The following is a 17,243-nucleotide window of genomic DNA, read 5'->3' on the forward strand; positions in this document are numbered from 1 at the left end:
GTTAGAACAATTGTTATTTTTCAATGACTTAAGAATTTCAGGCATTCCGATTTTGGCTGGAATTTAGCCAATCGTCGGAATGCCTCATCTCACGCTGTTGCCAGCACCAGAGCGGGCTTGCTGGCAATGACGGGCGCACTAGCCGCCTGCTGGGCACCGGAGCCAGGATGCGTGCCATCCGAGCAATGCGTCGTGGATACGATCGAGCCAGCCGCGTGAGCCCGCTTGATGGTATAGCTGCCTGCCGTTTTGACCGTGAATGAACCGTCGTTGTTGTTTACGATGCTAGTTCCGATCTGTGGGCCAATTTCCATATTCGCAGTTCCCGGCTCAAAAACGGCATATTCACCCGGCACTGGAGCCAGAGGGCTGGTCAGACGAAGGCCGACGCCGCCGATGTCGACGCCCACCGCCAACGCGGTGGCCAGTGGCGCACCTCCGGCCGCAGCGATTGCCGTCAGTTTCCACTTGGGCGTACCGGTGCCGTCGTCCGGCGCTTGGTATGCTGGACGCAGGTCGACCGATAACGCCAGTGGGCTCGGCTGCGTCATGATCCAGTTGTTGACCGCTTGCAGGGGTGCCTGACTCGGCAACCCATTGCCTGCCTGGGCAGCCAGCGACGTTCGCGCCGTCGTGCTATCTGTGGTGCGCGGCGTGATCGTCGACTGGACGATGGGGACACCGGGAAACGATTTGGCCAGAAAATCCCACCATGTGGCGGCACGAGCCTGCATGTCCGCGACAACCACAGCCGGGTCGGTCCCGTTCGGATAGGACATCGCCGAGAAATCGTTCCGCAGCCCTTGGCTCCAGATCGCGGAGAACGGCCACACCTGGCCCCCGTTTATCACGTTACGGATATTGGCAAGAAGCCTGTACCGCAGTCCAAAACGACCGTCCGCAAGGCTCATGAAGTCGATCATCTGAGCACCATGATGACCGAAATTGCCGACACCGAAGCGTCCGGTCACGCCGTCGTCGTCCAGCCCGCGTGTAATACCGCCCACCATGCCGCGGGCGCTAGCAAGCTGCGTGATATCGTCCTGTTGCGTGATGCTGTCGCCAATCTCCAGAACGCTCGGCTGGCGTGACCAGGGGACCAGCACCGCGACCGGCGAATAGCCGTTGGAGGTATTGGCGGTGACGCCGACGCCGTTGATCGCACCACCAGCCGCCTTGCTCATGTCCGGCGCGGCCAAGTGGCGACGCAGCTCGCCAAACTGACTCATGCTGGTCAACCCACGCGGCCGCGATGCGCCGACCCCCGGCGTGGTGATTGAGTAGCGCAGGAAGCCACCCGGAAACGCCGTTGCGACCGGATCGCTGATGGCGAACCCGCCGTCACTCATAACCGTGCTGGTCGCACCGCTGAAGGTCAGGCCGGTCCGCGTTCCAGTTCCACCGGCTCCGGTGAAGGACGCCACGTAGTCCAGCGTATTGACGTTCCCCGGAAATAGCTCACGAGCATAGCCGGGTGCGCGAGTGTTGGAGTCGAGCCCGAAATTTACGAAGACGACGCGCCAGCCCGCTGGCTGCGGCGGCAAATACACGTCGGCCAGTTCGGTCAGCCTCGTCGCATCGCCTGCACCCATGAGATACAGGGCCGCCCCCACCGTCTTGAATGCCGAGGGTCCGAACACCCACGCGGGACCGGCTGGAGCGACGGCACGGGCTCCGGGAGCAAGCGGCCACCCGTTGCGGATCGCTCGACTACTCATGGAACGAGGTTTAGCGAAGCGAACAGGCCGGATGGAGCGCCACCCGTCACCGAAGCACGCACGATCGCGTTGCAGCCGATGCCAACGCCGGCTGTTGCCGTCGTATCAGACGCCGTTTTTGCAGGGCCGATATTGAGCCAAGTCTGCTCATCCGGCCCTAGCGCTTGAAGCTGAACCGACGCTCCATTGAAAGTCCCCACGACCGTCCAATAATAGTCGCCGCCCTTCACTTTCTGGGCTGGCGCAACCACGTTGGCCTTGATGAGGCTGAGATTGTCCTGCCGCTCGGTATCAATGGCGGAACCGTCGGGCCGGATCAACACCATCGCTGGCGCCCGCGCAGCCTTCCCGCTTTTGGCTATTACCGGAACCGCCGCCTCGCCCAGCGCCAGCTCGGAGCCCGCATAGATATCGACCATTAAATATCCCCCCGCTTATCGTCAGCGATGGCCTGCGCCATCTCTGCTCCCTTCGTCGTCACGACATCGCTAGGCACGCGTGGATTTGCCGCGACCGCGACCCAGCGCGCGTGGTTCAGCTTGTTCTTGCCCCACGACCAACCGGCCGCGACGCCCCAGATGATGAGGCCCGCGACGAGGTCGAGCATCTGGTCGTTGACGGCCCACTCCGGGAGCGCCTTGCGCAGCACCAGCGCCCCGCCGATCGCCGCCAGGCCAAGCCGTAGCTGTGCCTTCGCCTGCCCCGCCAGAACAGTCGGAGGCACGACGATGCCCTTCGCGGGATCTTCGGCCGCGCTCACGCCGCCTGCCCCAGGCGCTCGCTGATCCAGCCATAGACGAATGCCTCATTGGCCGGGCGCGACTCCGCCAGTTGGATATAGCGCTCGCCTTGGAGAGCATCGAGCGCCTTCACCAGGACACGCTCCCCGGCCGCGCCCCGCTTGGCCAAGAAAGCCCGTAGCGCGAACAGCGTCACCGGCCCGATTTGGCCATCGGCGACCATGTCGGGATAGTCGGTCGCCCCCCGATTCAGGACGTTCAGCGTGCGTTGGAGAAACCCGGCCGCGACGGTCACGCCCATATTGATACCGGTATCGAACAACTCGGCCGCGACCAACGGTGCGATCGCCGCCACTTGATCGAAACTTGGCCGGGTCCAGTAGGTCGCCCGATAAATGCTGACCGCACGGTCGCGAGGAAAAACCTTCATGTCACCGGCATAGCCGTTGGCACGTGCCACCTGCTCGGTCACGCCATAGCGGGTCGGCCCGCCGCGATCGGCCGGATGGTTGCTGTAATCGCCCTCGCGAACGATCACCTCGTCGATAAGCTGCCCGATCGTCTTCATGCTTGCGCCTCCTTTACCGCAGATGCAGCGGCTGCGACCCGCGCGGCGGCAATCGCCGCTTTTTCCGCCACCTCGAAATTGCTCTGCTCTGCTCGCATCGCCCGGATGGTCGCGACATGTTCGCGCGCGCGATCTGGTGCCACCTCGATCAGCAGCAGGATTGCATCCAAGCACGAACTGACATTATTCAGCTGATGGCGCAGGATTTTTACCTCGACCTCGTACGACACTCGCTGATCCTCGATGCGCGCCTCCAGCTTTTCGATCCGCGACAATCTCCGGTCGACCAGTGCGGTCTTCGCCCGCGTCGCCGCATCCTGAATAGCAGGCCAGCCCTTCAGGATCGCGCTCACGACCGCGAGACAAAGCACCCAGCCCCACGGGGCACGCTCGAAGGAGGCAGCCGCGATGCGCGCAACAGCGTTCATGTCCGTCACGCGCTCATCGGATGGTAATCGACCGCGAAGATCGCAGGACTGACCACCCACAATGCGTCATTACCCCGAATGAGCCAGTCGCCTGGGGCCATCCATTGCTCACCGTCGACGACCTGGACGGCACCAGCGACGCCCCATTTGCGCTGGATAATCGTCACACCCGCCAGCGGCTGACCATTCCATTGCTCAGCATCGACAATACCGTCAGGTCCGCGATACTGTGACATTAGAAACTCCCCAATGCATTGAGCGTGAACGCGCGATCAGCCGGAGCCCCCGTCGTGTCGAGCGTAGTCACTTCAAGATATTCGTTCGCCCGGCCTGAAATCGTCGCGGTGCCCATCCCATTGAAAAGCGTTGCGGTGGGGTTGACGCGCAGCGGCTGGCGCGGCTGTTTCCTGTAGGACACCCGGTACACACCAGTTCCGGTCTTTGTAACGGTTGCGACGTTGACAGTGAAGTCGGTGTCTAGATCGTAAGCGCCAGTCGCCTCGACAGTGACAGATACGACAGGATACGTCGCACCAATGAACGGCCCATTATTTGTTTCCGGTCGCTCGATATCGTTCTGATAGTAGTTCTGCCCTTCTCGGACAAACGTATTGTCGGGACTTTGCACGCGTAAAACTTTGCGCAGCGGAGAAGGCGTATAGTCGCCAAATGACTTATAACCGTTTCCATCGTGAACAATGTGCAGCTTGGAACCTGCCGCCAAAGCAGCGCCTACGACAGCCGTATCGACGTGATGCTGCACATAACGCTCACTTCCAGCGACCCCGCCAACCGGGAACGCGCGGTGGAACGTCGTGTCACGTATTGTGACTATACCATCGTAAGGACTGGCCCAGGCGAACGAGGCGTCAGCGATACCGCGATTGTTCTCGAAATAGTTGTCGTCGAGGGTGAGGGCATGAGCGCCTTCGGGTGGCCCCCCCTCGTACAAGAGGGTGATGGCCGTATTCGAACGATCCGCGCCATTGCCCTCCCAGCGCGTGCCATAAAAGCCGATGTTCGCGCCGCGAATGATATGCGCCGCGATCGACTGGTTCCCGCCAAATCGCCCGTTTGTGAATCGACAGACGTTCGGGTTGGTCCAATCAACCAGCCCCATACGCATCCCCACATCGTTGGCGAGGACCCACAGCCGATCGGCACTGACGCCAAGCACGTCCTGCAACAGCAGGCCGGTGGCGAACCCATACACCATGAAATCTTCCATGTGCAGGTCAGCAACGTATCGCGCACGCATGCCCGTGGCGGTCCGACTATTCAGCGGAAACCGCAGGAGCCGCATCCCCTTGACCACATGGTAGAGGTCGCGGCCGGGGCCGTCGTTGACGCCGCGAACGTCATAGGCGACGCCATCGTTCGGGCCGTTATAGATCAAGGCGGTGTTCGCTGATCCGCCGCCACGCATGTTCATGCGCCGCAGGTCGTTGTCGTCAATGATGCTCTTGTCTGCGCGGAACCGGTTGGTCAGGCCCTTGCTGGTGACATAGACACCCTCGCGCCATTGCAGCTCGACGCCACCCGCTGCATCGGCCTGGCTGTTGGCTCCTTGCGCATAGTCCATGATCGCCTGAAGTGCGGGCCCGGCATCATAGGATCGACTGCCCGACCGAAAAGCGGCGCGCATGGAGAGGGTCATCGCATCGTAGACGTCGATGAGCTTAAGATTCACTTCGTCCTGCCCCTGCGGCGCGCCGATCGCGACCGGGGACGCATAGGACACGGACTGGGCGCCCTGTCGAACGAGAGCCCCGACCGACAAAGGCACGACGTTCAGCCTGACGACGTTGACGTTGTCGTCTTTGCCCGTGAAATTCCCCGCCACATAGGCATAACTGACCGGCGGGTTTACGCCGTCTGCCAGAGTGGCCGATTGATACTTCGTCGGATCCAGGTCACGAAGCAGCTGCAACGTTAGAAAGGTGTTACCGCCCACGCCAGGGACACCCGCGAAGGCGCGGGAATCGGCGGGTTGCACCGTCCGCGTCACGGGATCGAGCGTCAGCACCTTGACCGGTCCATCGAAGTCGGCCGAAGTAAAGTCCGGCTGGATGGAACCGGCGGGCAACATCAGTGAGCGCGCTCTCGCGTCTTCTATTTGATCCTGCTGTTCCTGATCAATCATCGCCGCACGATCGACCGTGCGTTCATGGTTGAACGATGGAAAATTGGTGCCGAAGGGGTATTCGGTCTTCTGGCTGATTTCCGTGCGACCACGAATGACGACAGTGAAACCCGCCGTCCCAACCGAGAATGTGACAGCGCCCTTGTTGCCATCGCCACCCGACACAGTGAAGCTGCCTGCCCCGGCGATCGTCTCGTTGCCCTGCGCGTCACGCAGCGCGACGGAGATGTCGGCCTGTGTGAGAAACTGGAATTTGATCGGGAACGACATCGGGCCCGCCGCGCCGACATACTCATTGATACGCGGCAGTTTTGCGACGGTCATTGATCACCCCCCTCAGTCATCAGCACATTATCGAAGTCCGGCGTGCGATCAGGAATCACGGCTCCCGGCTCCCACCAGAATTGTGTCCGCTGATCGCGCGCGCGCTTTTCCATGCGCGCCCAGCTCTCCGTGTAATTGGGGTCGATCGCGGCCTGGAGCTGGTCGGTCAGCATCCGGTCGAATGCGAGCCGCGCATACCAGAGCGAGCCACCGGGAAGCTCAGAACGGGCCAGCCGCGCCGCCTTCCACGGGGTGGAAGCGAGATGCTTCTCCGCCAGGTCTTCGCGGGTGCCGGTCAGCACGTCGGCGATCGGCTGACCCAACTCACCCAGCTTCTGCGCGTCACCAGCCAACGGCCCCGCCAAGGTGCCCGCAAAGCCTCCGTCGAAACGGTTCGTCGTCGACTGGAGGAAATCACCGAAGATGCCGAAACCGCCGCCTTGCAGCACGGCCGCGCCCCAGAACTTCTGATCATCCATCGGCCGAGGATCCTTGCCGCCAGCCAACGCCTTGAGCTGGAGAACCAGACCACCCATCATCGTGGTCGTCAGCACCAGGCCGCCCGTATACAGCGCCCGATTGCTGTAGCCGCTCATGTCCATGATTCGACGCCCCTGCATGATAAGCAGTGAGATGCCGAAGCCTTTGAACAGCGCGGCGGACCGCACCATTTCGCCGAAGAAATTGCCCTTGGGAGCAACCGAGTTGATAAGTGCGCGGGTCCGAAGGTCGGCGGTCGGAACGGCATAATCGGTTTCGGACAGGATCATTTCGTACAGGCGGTCGCCCAGCTCGCGATCCTCAACCGCCGACGGCTTGAGCCAAGCCGCGCCACGGTCCATTTCCAGCGGCGTGGCGCGGATGGCGTCCCAGCCCGCCCCATCGATGCCGTATCGCTCTAGCGAGCGCCGGAACGCCGAATTCAGAAGCTGGAAGGGCGTATCCACCTGATCGGAGATGTGACCCAGAAACTCCATGCCAAATGCCCAGCGCCCCGCCTCCGTCCAGCGCGACAGGCCAGACACCCGCAGCACACCTTCAGCCAGGCGGCGGGAAACCTCGCCCGTCAATTCTTCGCCGAGAATGCGCTGCTGGCCGCTGGCACGCTTCGACCATTCGTCGGCGATGCCGATCAGCCGGACCGCCTGGCGCTGGTCTGCAACCGCGCCAGGCCGAAACATCTTGACGTAACCCGGCAGGATCGTCGTGCTGGCAAGGCCGTTGAAGCGGCGCGTCATGCCCTGAAAGGCAACGTCCGTCGTCGCCGAAAGCATTGCCGAGCCGAGCTTGGCGGCCGTCTGGAACGAGCGAAGCGACGAGAAGGCCAGCGCCATCGTGCGGTTCTCCGGCCGCCCCGCCGCGCCGGTGATTTCATCGTACAGGCGATCGATCTTGCGCGTCGCACCGAACGCACGATCGACCGCCCGGCTGTCCGGCGCGGTATCGAGCGCGGCCGTACGCTCCAGCGTATCCTTGAGCCACCGGACGGAAGCGGTCGGATTGGGCCCCAAAATCTCCATCAGCGCGATGTCGCGCGACATGCCGTCGATATGGCCGGTCATCGCGTCGAAGGCCGAGCCGACCCCGAACGCCTCCTGATACTTCATCCAGTCATCGGCCGAGCGGAAGATGAGGAAACGATGGTCCGCACGTGAATTGGCCAGGCTCTTGCCCCCGGCCTGACCGGCCGCCCGCTTGTTCCAGCCATCCGTGCGGATGGTTTCGAACACGTCGCGCAAGGCCAGCTCAAGCCCGCCGTCGCTGAACGGCAGGCCGGTTCGCTCGTCGACCATACGCTGCCGGTCCAACCCGGGCAGGATCGCGTCGCGCCACGCCTCATAGCCCGCCGCGCGCACCGCCCGCGTGTCATGGGCTTGCGGCAGACCCCATCCGTCCAGCTTGCCGATCGCCCCGCCCGCCGCGTTAAAGCGCTGGCGCAGCATTTCCGCGGCTTCCGTCCACGACTTGGCCAGCTCGCGCGCCGACAGGTTTCCGGTATCTTCGCCGAACAGCTCACGAACCAGGTCATCCAACTGAGCCTTGTTCCGAACACGGCTGAGCGGGTCGGTATGGTGGCGGGCAAGCAACCCGTCGATCATCCCCAAGGTGCGGGCCCGTATCGCCTTGCGCCGCCCCTCGACATTCGAATAGCTCGCCCGGCCATCACGATCGAACAGGGCCACAGCAGCGCGCGGATCAATAGGCCCGCGCTCGGTCGGATTGCGGCCACCGAACGACCCCATCTCCATCACCATGCGCTGCTGCGCCTGCACCTGGCCCAGGGCCAACCGCTTCTTGCGCAGCGCCTCTCGCTCCATCGCGGCAAGGGTCGCGTCGGTGGCCATCGCCGATGCCGCCTGGTCACCGAACTGGCGTTTGAAGTCCTGTTCCAGCGTATCGAACAGGCGGGCCATCTCCTGCCCCTTGGCGGCGCTGATCTCGCCACGCTCCACCATGCCCGGAATGCAGACGCCCAAGCTCACAGGCAATTCCTCGCTGCCTTGATCGCCGCGTCGTCCGCGTCGATATCGTCCAAAATGTCGCGCAGGCTCCGCTCGACGCCCTCGTCATCGATGCGGAAATCGGTTCGGATTGTGGAGCCATGCGCCGCGTCCAGCGCCTCGGGGTGCCCCTCGACAATGCGGATGGGGCCGAACTCCGCGTCCCCGCCTTCATAGGCGAGGATGCGGTCGTACAGCACGTCATCCAGCTTCAGCTTCTGCGCCTGCACCATCGCTTCGCGACGTACCGCGTCGATGCCCATCACCCGCCGCGTACCGACAGGCGAGAGCGACCGGTATTCCCGGTGGCTGGGATTGAACGGAATGGCCGCATCGAGCTGCGCCCGCAGGTCGTGAATCAGGCTGTCGACGACCGCGACAGCCCCAGGTCCGTTCGGATCATCGAAAGCGCGCCCGCGAACATCGTCGAGGGGCGTAGGCCCAGCTAGACCGTCGGCTTGTCGCTCGTCGAGGGCCGCGCCGCCTTGTCCAGCGCCGCGAGGTTCGCCAAGGCCCTCTCCGCCTTGGCCCGCGTCTGCGCCGTTAGCTGCTTGTCCGACACGATCGCTGTCAATGCCGCGTTCGGCGTCGACGAGCGTCCGTTCGAAGTCTTCGGCGAGAAGGTCATAGCGGTCACTGTCTGCCTCCATGCGGGCGTCGTCAAGCGCCTCGGCAATGTCCTGGTTTACCACGGCACGGATCGCCTCATCGGGCTCCATGTCGCGCTCGATCATCAACGCGGCCGCGCGGGCGGTCTGATCACGATCGAAGCCGAAACCATGTTCGGTTAGGCGGGCGTCGATATGGCTGCGCACCATCGCCGCCTGTTCGCTGGCCGCCGCCCTCGCCTCGCGATCGGCAACCGCCTCAAGATCGGCCAGCGTATAGACCGGCTCCCGGTCGGCATTCTGCATCAACTGAATGAAATCGTCGGTCGTGGTTTCCGCCATCGCGTCGTCGGGCGCACGATCGTGAAAATAGCCCGCCTCCGCCGCCAACTCACGCGCGCGATCCAACGACATGCCGGTTTCGCGAAATAGCGGACCGGCACCAGGCACAAAGCGGTCCAGGCCGCGACCGGCGATCAGGCTATGGCCTTCGTCGTCGCGCAGGCCGCCGCGATCGGCGAGGAACCGGAACAGATCGACGGGCGCGCGCCGGACCGGGCGGCGGATGATCCGGCCCGCCTTGCCCTGACGCACCAGACCACCGCGCGGATCGGCCGCCAGCGCCTCGACGATTCGCGCCGCATCATCCTCCGCCAGACCGAGCGCCTTGGCGACCTTGGCAGGCTGGAGCGATCCCCGCGTGTCGCTGATATAGCGACGAACAGCCGCCCGCGCCTCCGGGTCGATCGCGGGGACCTGCGGCATGTCGGCGACCGGACTGGGCTCCGCCCCCTCCATGACCGCCGAACCCTCCCCGGCCGTTGGAGCATCAGGTTCAGCAACACGCGCTGGCGCTTCAGGGTTAACCGGGCGCGACGCCTCGACGGCCGCCATGTCCGCTTCCATCGTAGCTTGGTCGAGGGAACGTTGCGCAATGGCCAGATCATCGGCCGCGTCCGCTGCAAATCCCAATGGCTCCAGTTGCACGCGGTCTTCACCGCTGGCGGTCATCCGTGCCAGCTTGTCGACGCGCCTGCGCCAGCCGATGCGGTATTTGGCCTTGCCCTCAACGGTATCGGCAACATGCTCAAGATGTTGACGATACAACGCCAGCGCCTTTGCCGGATCACCGCCGCTTTCCGCCAGGATACGCTTGCCGACCTTTGGTCCAGCGATGTAACCGGCATCGAACGCCACCGCCGCGACACGCGGATCGGCACGATCCAGTTCGGGAAACCAGTATTTGCGCCGCGCTATCGCGGCGGCCTGGCCCTCGGTCAGATTGGCGACGTCGACACCCGGATTAAACTTCGCCGCGATTCCGTACTTCGTGGTTCCCCCGTCTCCCGAGCCATAACGGACGACCTGCGCACCGCCCTCCAGATCGTTGATAACGAAACGGATAACGCGGTCCGGGGACAGGTTCGGCCGGGTGCCCGCCGACGGCGCGGCGCGGGGAATGAACGGAACCGCATTGCCGCTGGCCAACGCCGTCGTGGCCGCAAGGGCCCCACGGTTGGCATCTGGCGCCAGCATCGCCCGCAGCGCGGCCTCCAGTCGCTCCGCATGAGCGTCGTCGCCTGCCGCGTTGCGAACGAACGGATTGCTGGCGTCGATATCGGCTTCGCGCTCGACGACATGAATGGCTGCCTGCTGATCGGGCGTCCGATATTCGGCCGGGACGGCGTCGGCAAACGCCCGAACGACATCGATGTCGCTGGCCTGACGCAGCTCTGCCATGCGCAGCGCCAGCGGCGTGAGGGCGCGGCCGGTCGCCCGGCCGACCGAACTGTCCGCCACGCGCGCCGCACCGGCGACGACACCACGACCGCTCGCATGGAAAGCGGCACCGCCCACCATCGCCACACCAATATCGAGCGCGACATCACCGGCCGTCATATCCTCGCCGAATGCGGCACGGTTGGACATGATCTGAGGCATCTCCACGCCCTCGATCGCGCCGTTGATCAATGCTTCGCGGGCCATACCGCGCCAGATGGTCGGCGCGGCCCCGCCGCCACCGGTAAGGACCATCGCACTTAGGTTGATCGGATCGACCAACCCCGTCGCAACGCCGACGCCGAACCCGAATGCCTTTTGCCCGACGCCGGACTCTCCGGCGACGACGGTCTGCGCGGCACGGCGACGGCGCAATTCCTCGCTCTTGACCCAGGCGGAAAACTCCGCCGCATTGGTCGCGGGCACGTCTTTTAGGAAATCGGGATCACGCCCCCGCTCGGCCAGCACGTCGGCCCAGACATTGTCCGCGTTGATACCGGCCGATCGCTGGCCGATCTGCACATAACGGTTGCTGCCACGCACCGTGTCCCACCAGCTCGCCGGACGCCGCTTGCCCAGCTCGGTGACGATCGGGCCATAGGCGTCCATCTCCGCCTGTTGCGGCGCGCCGAGGAAGTCCTGTCGCCCCAGCGTCCATTGCGCCGACGCGATCTGGCCCAGCGTTACGGGCGCAGGCGGGGCTTCGGGCGCAAGACCCGGCTTCCGGCTATCCGGCCGGTTGTCCAGGAAGACCGAGGATCGCCGATCCGTCATGGCAGATAGCGCGCGCCCAGCGCGCCGATATCCAGCGACCAGACCGAACCCTGTTTCGTACGGAGGACAGCCCCGCCCGGCCCATGAAACTCATATCGACCGTCAGGCCGCTGAACCGGCGTGAACTTGCGCACATCGGCGGGCGTCATGGCGGTGCCGTTGCGCCAGGCCGGGGCATTCGCCTGGTCCGACTTCCAATTCATGCGCGTCATGACGGCTTCGAACTGGCTCTGGTTGAGCTTCGGCGGCAAGAGGACATTCGTCCCACCCCAGCTTCCCAGACCACCGAAGAACCGGCCCTGTGCGTCGCGCGTACCACCGAGCGAGCGGTGCACGAAGGCGTTCCAGATTTGCGGTTCGAACTCCTGAATGCCCCTTTTCACCGCGTAATCAGCGTAGAGGTTACGCGCGATATCGAACGCGGCCGCCACATCGTCCTGCCCCATCAGCGCGGTTGCCGGGCCGACGCGCTTCAAGAACAGATCCTGTGCGGTCTTGCCTGCCTTCCCGTCGATCATTTGGGGATGCGCTTTGCGGGCCTCTGCGCCATTGGATGCGGCCGCCCGATCGCCAGGCTGCAACACGACTAGGCGCGCCAGCATGTCGTCGTCCGGGGCCACCTGCCGCGCTGCCTGCACCGCCGTCATTCCGCCGAAGCTGGCGAGCTGGTTCGCCACGTCGACGCGCGCCTTGGGGCTCTCGGCCAGCAGCGCGCGATAACTCTCGACTTCCTGCGGCTGAAGGAACGGCGTCGGCAGGCCCGTCGTCCGCGACACCGACGATTGCCATTCACGTCGACGCGCAAGCGATGCCGTGTTGCCGGGCACCAAGGGTGGCGGCGGATTGCCGTTCAGCGCCGCCCAGGTGCCGGGGTCCTTGCGAAATTCGGTCGTGCGATTCGGGGCGATCGTTTCGAGCTGGTTGAGATAGATGTCCTCATCCGCCGAACGCTTCTGACCCTTCGCCCGCAGACGCTGGATTTCGGTCTGATATTGCTGGGGCGTCCATCCCTGCGTCTCGCGATTGACGCCCGACTTGATCCGCGCCGTATGGATGCGGACCACACCGCTGTCATCGCCGATACCGCGCGCCAGCTGCTCGGCCTTGGTGAAGTCGGCATCGCCGATGTCCTCGCCCGACGAGACACGCGCGTCGAACGTCGCGAGCTGCTCGCGGGCCGCCGCCTTCTCCAGCGCGACTTTATGCTCGGCAATCGCCTGGAGACGGCGCTGCTCGACACCCGCCGCGCGAAACCCCTGCTCCACCTCTTCGGGCGGCAGGTCACTGAAACCGCCCTGCTTGAGCATTCCTTCCGCGACGGCCGGGTCGGTACGAACGACCATCGCGAGCGTGGTCCGCGCCAACCCCTGATCATATTCCCGCAGGAGCGCCGCTTGCTGATCCGCATTGATGTCCGTGTAAGACTTGATGCGAGCATGAGCCGCCTCACGCTCTTCGCCGATGACCTGTTGCGCCTCCGGCAGGGATGCCGCCGTCGTGATCCGGGAATAGCCCGTCTGCGCCGCCACCTTCTCGTCGGCACCCAGCTTGGCGACGCGCTGGCCCCGCTGCCAGGTGTCTTCGCCGTCGATCAGCCCGGCGTTGAACGAGGCCATCTGTTCGTCAAGCTGGCGGCGGACATGGGGGTCGGTGATGCCGTCGAGAAGCGTCTGACCATGCTCGGTCAGATAGGACTTCACCGCGTCCGCATGGCCCGCCCCGCCCGGCTGCGCGGCCGTCCGCATGTCCTTGATCGCGCCGCTCGCCGCCAGGCGATACTCGGCAAACGACTTGCCCGCCGCCGCGCTATCTTCGTTCCGCTGGAGCCGACGTTCAACGAGATGATAGCGGTCGATCGACTCGCCCAGCTCGCTGATCGAGCGGCCGACATTTGCGCCGAACGACTCGGCGCTGGCCATATCGAGTGGCGCTGTCCGGCCTGGCGCGACCTGACGCTCATAAAGCCCGGCGGCCATCAGCCACCTCCCCCGGCATAGCTGGTCATCTTGTCGGTCAGCGCCTTCGCCGCACCGAAATAGCTGGCGGTTGCCTGGGTCTTCGCCTGCATCTTGGCCAGCGTTCCCTGCTGGCGATAGGATGCGGCCTGCACCGCGCCCTGACGCCGGATCGCCATGGCATCCATCATGCCGTTGACCTGGCTGTCCATGAGCTGATCGAGCGCACTGCCGCTGCCCATTTCCAACCCGGAGGTTGCCTGCGCGGCAATCTGGTCACCAAACGCCTTGCGCACCTGCTCGCGGTTGAACGCAACCTGCTCGGCCGCGTCGCGATCGGCTTCCAGAGCGTTTCGCTCCGAAATCTCCCAATTATACCGCCCTTGCGAGAGATAGGACGATCCCTCGATCACCTTGCCTACAGCCTGCATGGTGCGATCCTGCGATAGAGATAGACGGTTTCGCTGGCCGCGCCCCAGCAGGCCAAGGTCGCCTCATGCTCCAGGCCGACCGCCGACGCCCATTTGACGCAACGCCCGGTCGGATCGTCGCTGATCAGGCTTTCGACGCGGATCAGCGGACTGGCGGCGATTTGCGCCTTGGCAAACCGCGTGATGGCCAGATGCTGCGCGACGCCAAGGTCGGCCGCCAGCATCGCCCAGGCGACCCCCTGCCGCCCCGCATGAATCTCGGTGATGCCCGCACAACACAGCAGGCGGCCGTCGTCGCCGATCGCGGTCCAGGCGGGCCCTCGCCGCGCCAGGTCGCGCGCCTGTTCCTCGCTCATGTACCGCGCGTCGATACCGGCCTGCACCCATTGGCTCGGCTGGACAGCGATATCGATCGCGTCGAACCAGAAGAAACGGCGGAACGCGACGCTCATCGCTCGCTTACCTCGATGCGCGGCATCGCCATGATGATGAAGGCGGGGCGCGGATCATCGGAAATGATCGTGTAGGTTCCGTCACGCCCCCATTCGCCACCAAGCGAAACACCGTCCGTATCACCCGTGAAGAGTGGGACCGGCGCATCCATGCGCGCCGAGGTCGGTCGATCGAGGATGATTTCTTCTCGCTTGCCGTTGCCAATCCGAACCCCGGCGGTTTCCAAGAGGCGGAAGATGACGTTGACCAGCCGCTTTTTCTTGCCTTGCGAGGTCTGTCCGGTCGGGTCGCGCACCTCCGGCCGGAGCGGCTTGCATTCCGCACGATAGCCACGCCCGACCGTCCAGCGCCGGGCCGGATAACCGATCGTGAGGTTGCCGCCCGCCGCAACCGTCTGCTTCGGACAGACGCCACCGTCCGCCAGGATGGAAACCTCGACACCCGCCAACCAGCTCGGGATCGGGATCGATGTCGCCGGCTGATCCAGCAGGACGGTAAAGCCATCATCCACGAAGAAGGAATCGGCAACCGAGGTGCCGATTTCCCACCATGCGCCCATGCGCTGGACGGACTTGGTTTCACCCCACTGACACAGCGCCCAGATTTCATCCAATGTCCCGTCCGGGCTGGGGATGGACACAGCGGAAAGGACGCGCCCGCCGGATGCCAGGACACGCCGCGCAAACCCCTTCACTTCCTGTTCGGGATCATAGCTGCGAAAGACGAGCACGCCGTCGCTGCGCACCGCGAACAGCAGTTCTTCCGGCAATGCTTGGTGGCCTAGCTGCACGATCCCCGGCTTGCCGATATGGCGCGCCCACCGGTTGATATTGGCGGACTGGTAGCGATCGGAACCGAAATCATAGGCCGCTTCGCGGAGTTGCTTCCCCCCACGCTGAACATAGACGACGGTAGTACCTGGCTCGACCGGCCATACAGGCCAGCAGCCATAGGCAGATTGCTTGACTGACTTGATGTTGCCGCCCGCCACACCGACCTGCGCGTTGATCGGCACGATGGCATATTCACGGTTGGCCGTGCCGATCACCTCGCCGTCGCGATCGGCACGCACCCAGAGCGGCACGTTTTCGGCGTCGATGGTGTATCGGAACGCCAAGTCCGACGCCGTGTAACCGCTGGACGTATAAGCCTGGAAATTCAGATAGTCGCCGACTACCGACGCATAGCGGTCGAACCCCTTGTAGAAGCAAAGCCGCTCGTCGCGGATGAACACCAGGTCCGGCCATCCCTCCGCCGCGCTGAACGCACCATGGGCCCAGCGCCAGCTTGGCACGGTGGCAAGGCTGCTCGGAACGCGGCGAACGACGACGCCCTTGGCGGTGGTCCCGCTAACGACTTCGGTAAGGCGGACGATACCAAAGCGATCGTGGACATACGCCCATTTGACGCCATAGGGCCCCTTCTCGTTGATGTCCTTGCCGACCGTATCGCCGTCCCACTCCGCCCCTTCCTCATGCGTTGGCGCCAGGGTCCCCGTGCGACTGCCCTCGACAGCGGAATAGACCTTCCCATCGGAGCGACGCAGCGTACCCGGCGTGATCCCGTTCAGACCAACGCTCCACGCCTGCACATTCGAAAAATCCAGCGCTTCGACCTGAAACGGTGCGCCGACATGGCCCGGCTGAAAGATCGGCGTCGTGCTGACGATGGTGACGGCTCCACCTTCCGCCAGCTCCCCCGTGATCGTAATCTGGCGCGTCCGGTCGGTATTGCTATCGCCGAACGGCCCGTTGACCAGCGCAAGCGGGGCATAGGTAAAAGTCGTCGCACCTGTCCGCGTCAATGCGGCGGGCGGACCGGACCTGTGCGCCATGTACAGACGATCGAAGCGCTGCTGTGTGCTGACGCGGGGCCAATCCGCCGCAGCATAGGGGACCGCAACCTCATAAGGGGTGGCGGCATCGGCCTCGATGCGCCCGCCATTGGTATAGAAACGAATGACCTTTTCGCTGCACTCCAGCGCGTAGGCCTGGGTCAGGTTGAACACGAAACGCAGCATCCATGCGGCCGTCGGTGCAGCGCCCCTGATGCGCTCGGTGCCTGGGCATTTCTGCATCGGCCCTTCGATGCAGGGGACGAAATTCTGCATCGTTTCCGCTGCGATTTGATAGATCGCGGTATCGACGCGGCCGACCATCAGCGGCGAAAGTTCGCCACCGTTCCAGCTTGTTGTCGCGGGCGTTTGGTGTGCCATCAGCGATACCGCGCCAATATCCAGTCGCTTTCGACCGGCTCGACCGGGGGATTCTCCGTCGCATCGACCTTGGTCGCGGCGGCGAGGTTGGCCTCGTACTCCGCCCAGCAATCCTGCTTGCGGCCACGGTCACCGGTGATGCGGTCCGCGCATTGAAATGCCAGCAGCGCGGCGAACGTCTCGATGAACAAGCTGTCCCACAACGCCGGTTCGTCATTGTCGAACAGCCACCACGCCTTGAGCGGCCCGGCGTCCTTCAACAGCACCTCGTTGCTGGCAAACTTCCAGCGCCCACCTTCTGCCGCAGCCACGGGGAACACGATTTCCGCCAGGCGCAGCGCGCCGTCCGGCATCGGATATGCGGCCGACCAACCATAGGGCAGCGGCAGCGCTGGCGTGATCGCGCGCGCGGGCGTCTCGGCGTAACGCTCGAAACAGTTCCAGCGCGGAGCTTTCTTGCCGCCACGAATGGCGGCCCGCCGCACTTCGTCCCATGCGGTGTCGATCGTACGTGCAGCGTGGCTGTCCTGATCGCGCGCGACGATCGTGTCTTCGGCACCCATCTTCTGGAGCGCCAGATTGGCCACGCGCGTATAGCTGGTCATG

The 17,243-nt window shown here is 64.2% G+C and carries 14 protein-coding genes; all 14 read right to left on the bottom strand.

What is annotated here, in order from left to right; all coding sequences use genetic code 11:
* Positions 1-89: 89 nt before the first annotated feature.
* From SSA01S_RS13410 to SSA01S_RS13475, 14 genes are read right to left on the bottom strand one after another with little or no spacing between them, the layout of a single operon-like run.
* Complete coding sequence (locus tag SSA01S_RS13410; protein ID WP_156477795.1) at positions 90-1,718, bottom strand: hypothetical protein; 1,629 nt, start codon at positions 1,716-1,718, stop codon at positions 90-92.
* Positions 1,715-2,137 (bottom strand): hypothetical protein, encoded by a 423-nt coding sequence (locus SSA01S_RS13415; RefSeq protein WP_061780741.1) that lies wholly within the window; start codon positions 2,135-2,137, stop codon positions 1,715-1,717. Before SSA01S_RS13415 ends, SSA01S_RS13410 begins: the two co-directional genes overlap by 4 nt.
* Positions 2,137-2,478: a hypothetical protein gene (locus SSA01S_RS13420; RefSeq protein ID WP_061780742.1), complete on the bottom strand. Its 342-nt coding sequence runs from the start codon at positions 2,476-2,478 to the stop codon at positions 2,137-2,139. The genes SSA01S_RS13415 and SSA01S_RS13420 overlap by 1 nt, the downstream gene beginning before the upstream one ends.
* Complete coding sequence (locus tag SSA01S_RS13425; RefSeq protein WP_061780743.1) at positions 2,475-3,026, bottom strand: glycoside hydrolase family 108 protein; 552 nt, start codon at positions 3,024-3,026, stop codon at positions 2,475-2,477. The genes SSA01S_RS13420 and SSA01S_RS13425 overlap by 4 nt, the downstream gene beginning before the upstream one ends.
* A complete protein-coding gene (locus SSA01S_RS13430; protein WP_156477796.1) occupies positions 3,023-3,463 on the bottom strand; it encodes a hypothetical protein in 441 nt (146 codons plus the stop codon). Before SSA01S_RS13430 ends, SSA01S_RS13425 begins: the two co-directional genes overlap by 4 nt.
* Entirely contained in the window at positions 3,460-3,690 is a 231-nt protein-coding gene (locus SSA01S_RS13435; RefSeq protein ID WP_061780745.1) for a hypothetical protein, read from the bottom strand. Before SSA01S_RS13435 ends, SSA01S_RS13430 begins: the two co-directional genes overlap by 4 nt.
* On the bottom strand, positions 3,690-5,921 hold the full coding sequence (locus tag SSA01S_RS13440) for a hypothetical protein (protein WP_061780746.1): 2,232 nt from the start codon (positions 5,919-5,921) through the stop codon (positions 3,690-3,692). The genes SSA01S_RS13435 and SSA01S_RS13440 overlap by 1 nt, the downstream gene beginning before the upstream one ends.
* Positions 5,918-8,404: a hypothetical protein gene (locus SSA01S_RS13445; protein ID WP_156477797.1), complete on the bottom strand. Its 2,487-nt coding sequence runs from the start codon at positions 8,402-8,404 to the stop codon at positions 5,918-5,920. Before SSA01S_RS13445 ends, SSA01S_RS13440 begins: the two co-directional genes overlap by 4 nt.
* On the bottom strand, positions 8,401-11,583 hold the full coding sequence (locus tag SSA01S_RS19975; protein WP_061780748.1) for a glycosyl hydrolase 108 family protein: 3,183 nt from the start codon (positions 11,581-11,583) through the stop codon (positions 8,401-8,403). Before SSA01S_RS19975 ends, SSA01S_RS13445 begins: the two co-directional genes overlap by 4 nt.
* A complete protein-coding gene (locus SSA01S_RS13455; protein ID WP_061780749.1) occupies positions 11,580-13,559 on the bottom strand; it encodes a hypothetical protein in 1,980 nt (659 codons plus the stop codon). The genes SSA01S_RS19975 and SSA01S_RS13455 overlap by 4 nt, the downstream gene beginning before the upstream one ends.
* Positions 13,559-13,969: a hypothetical protein gene (locus SSA01S_RS13460; RefSeq protein WP_061780750.1), complete on the bottom strand. Its 411-nt coding sequence runs from the start codon at positions 13,967-13,969 to the stop codon at positions 13,559-13,561. Before SSA01S_RS13460 ends, SSA01S_RS13455 begins: the two co-directional genes overlap by 1 nt.
* A complete protein-coding gene (locus SSA01S_RS13465) occupies positions 13,957-14,421 on the bottom strand; it encodes a hypothetical protein (RefSeq protein ID WP_061780751.1) in 465 nt (154 codons plus the stop codon). Before SSA01S_RS13465 ends, SSA01S_RS13460 begins: the two co-directional genes overlap by 13 nt.
* Positions 14,418-16,637 (bottom strand): phage tail protein, encoded by a 2,220-nt coding sequence (locus SSA01S_RS13470; RefSeq protein ID WP_061780752.1) that lies wholly within the window; start codon positions 16,635-16,637, stop codon positions 14,418-14,420. The genes SSA01S_RS13465 and SSA01S_RS13470 overlap by 4 nt, the downstream gene beginning before the upstream one ends.
* A complete protein-coding gene (locus tag SSA01S_RS13475) occupies positions 16,637-17,242 on the bottom strand; it encodes a phage connector family protein (RefSeq protein ID WP_061780753.1) in 606 nt (201 codons plus the stop codon). The genes SSA01S_RS13470 and SSA01S_RS13475 overlap by 1 nt, the downstream gene beginning before the upstream one ends.
* Position 17,243: the final 1 nt, after the last annotated feature.

The organism is Sphingomonas sanguinis NBRC 13937, assembly GCF_001591005.1.
Taxonomy (GTDB): domain Bacteria; phylum Pseudomonadota; class Alphaproteobacteria; order Sphingomonadales; family Sphingomonadaceae; genus Sphingomonas; species Sphingomonas sanguinis.

Excerpts from the sequence above, each read along its gene's own strand:
- SSA01S_RS13410 (WP_156477795.1), bottom strand. The coding sequence starts at position 1,718 with ATGAGTAGTCGAGCGATCCGCAACGGGTGGCCGCTTGCTCCCGGAGCC.
- SSA01S_RS13415 (WP_061780741.1), bottom strand. The coding sequence starts at position 2,137 with ATGGTCGATATCTATGCGGGCTCCGAGCTGGCGCTGGGCGAGGCGGCG.
- SSA01S_RS13425 (WP_061780743.1), bottom strand. The coding sequence starts at position 3,026 with ATGAAGACGATCGGGCAGCTTATCGACGAGGTGATCGTTCGCGAGGGC.
- SSA01S_RS13435 (WP_061780745.1), bottom strand. The coding sequence starts at position 3,690 with ATGTCACAGTATCGCGGACCTGACGGTATTGTCGATGCTGAGCAATGG.
- SSA01S_RS13440 (WP_061780746.1), bottom strand. The coding sequence starts at position 5,921 with ATGACCGTCGCAAAACTGCCGCGTATCAATGAGTATGTCGGCGCGGCG.
- SSA01S_RS19975 (WP_061780748.1), bottom strand. The coding sequence starts at position 11,583 with ATGACGGATCGGCGATCCTCGGTCTTCCTGGACAACCGGCCGGATAGC.
- SSA01S_RS13455 (WP_061780749.1), bottom strand. The coding sequence starts at position 13,559 with ATGGCCGCCGGGCTTTATGAGCGTCAGGTCGCGCCAGGCCGGACAGCG.
- SSA01S_RS13460 (WP_061780750.1), bottom strand. The coding sequence starts at position 13,969 with ATGCAGGCTGTAGGCAAGGTGATCGAGGGATCGTCCTATCTCTCGCAA.
- SSA01S_RS13465 (WP_061780751.1), bottom strand. The coding sequence starts at position 14,421 with ATGAGCGTCGCGTTCCGCCGTTTCTTCTGGTTCGACGCGATCGATATC.
- SSA01S_RS13470 (WP_061780752.1), bottom strand. The coding sequence starts at position 16,637 with ATGGCACACCAAACGCCCGCGACAACAAGCTGGAACGGTGGCGAACTT.
- SSA01S_RS13475 (WP_061780753.1), bottom strand. The coding sequence starts at position 17,242 with ATGACCAGCTATACGCGCGTGGCCAATCTGGCGCTCCAGAAGATGGGT.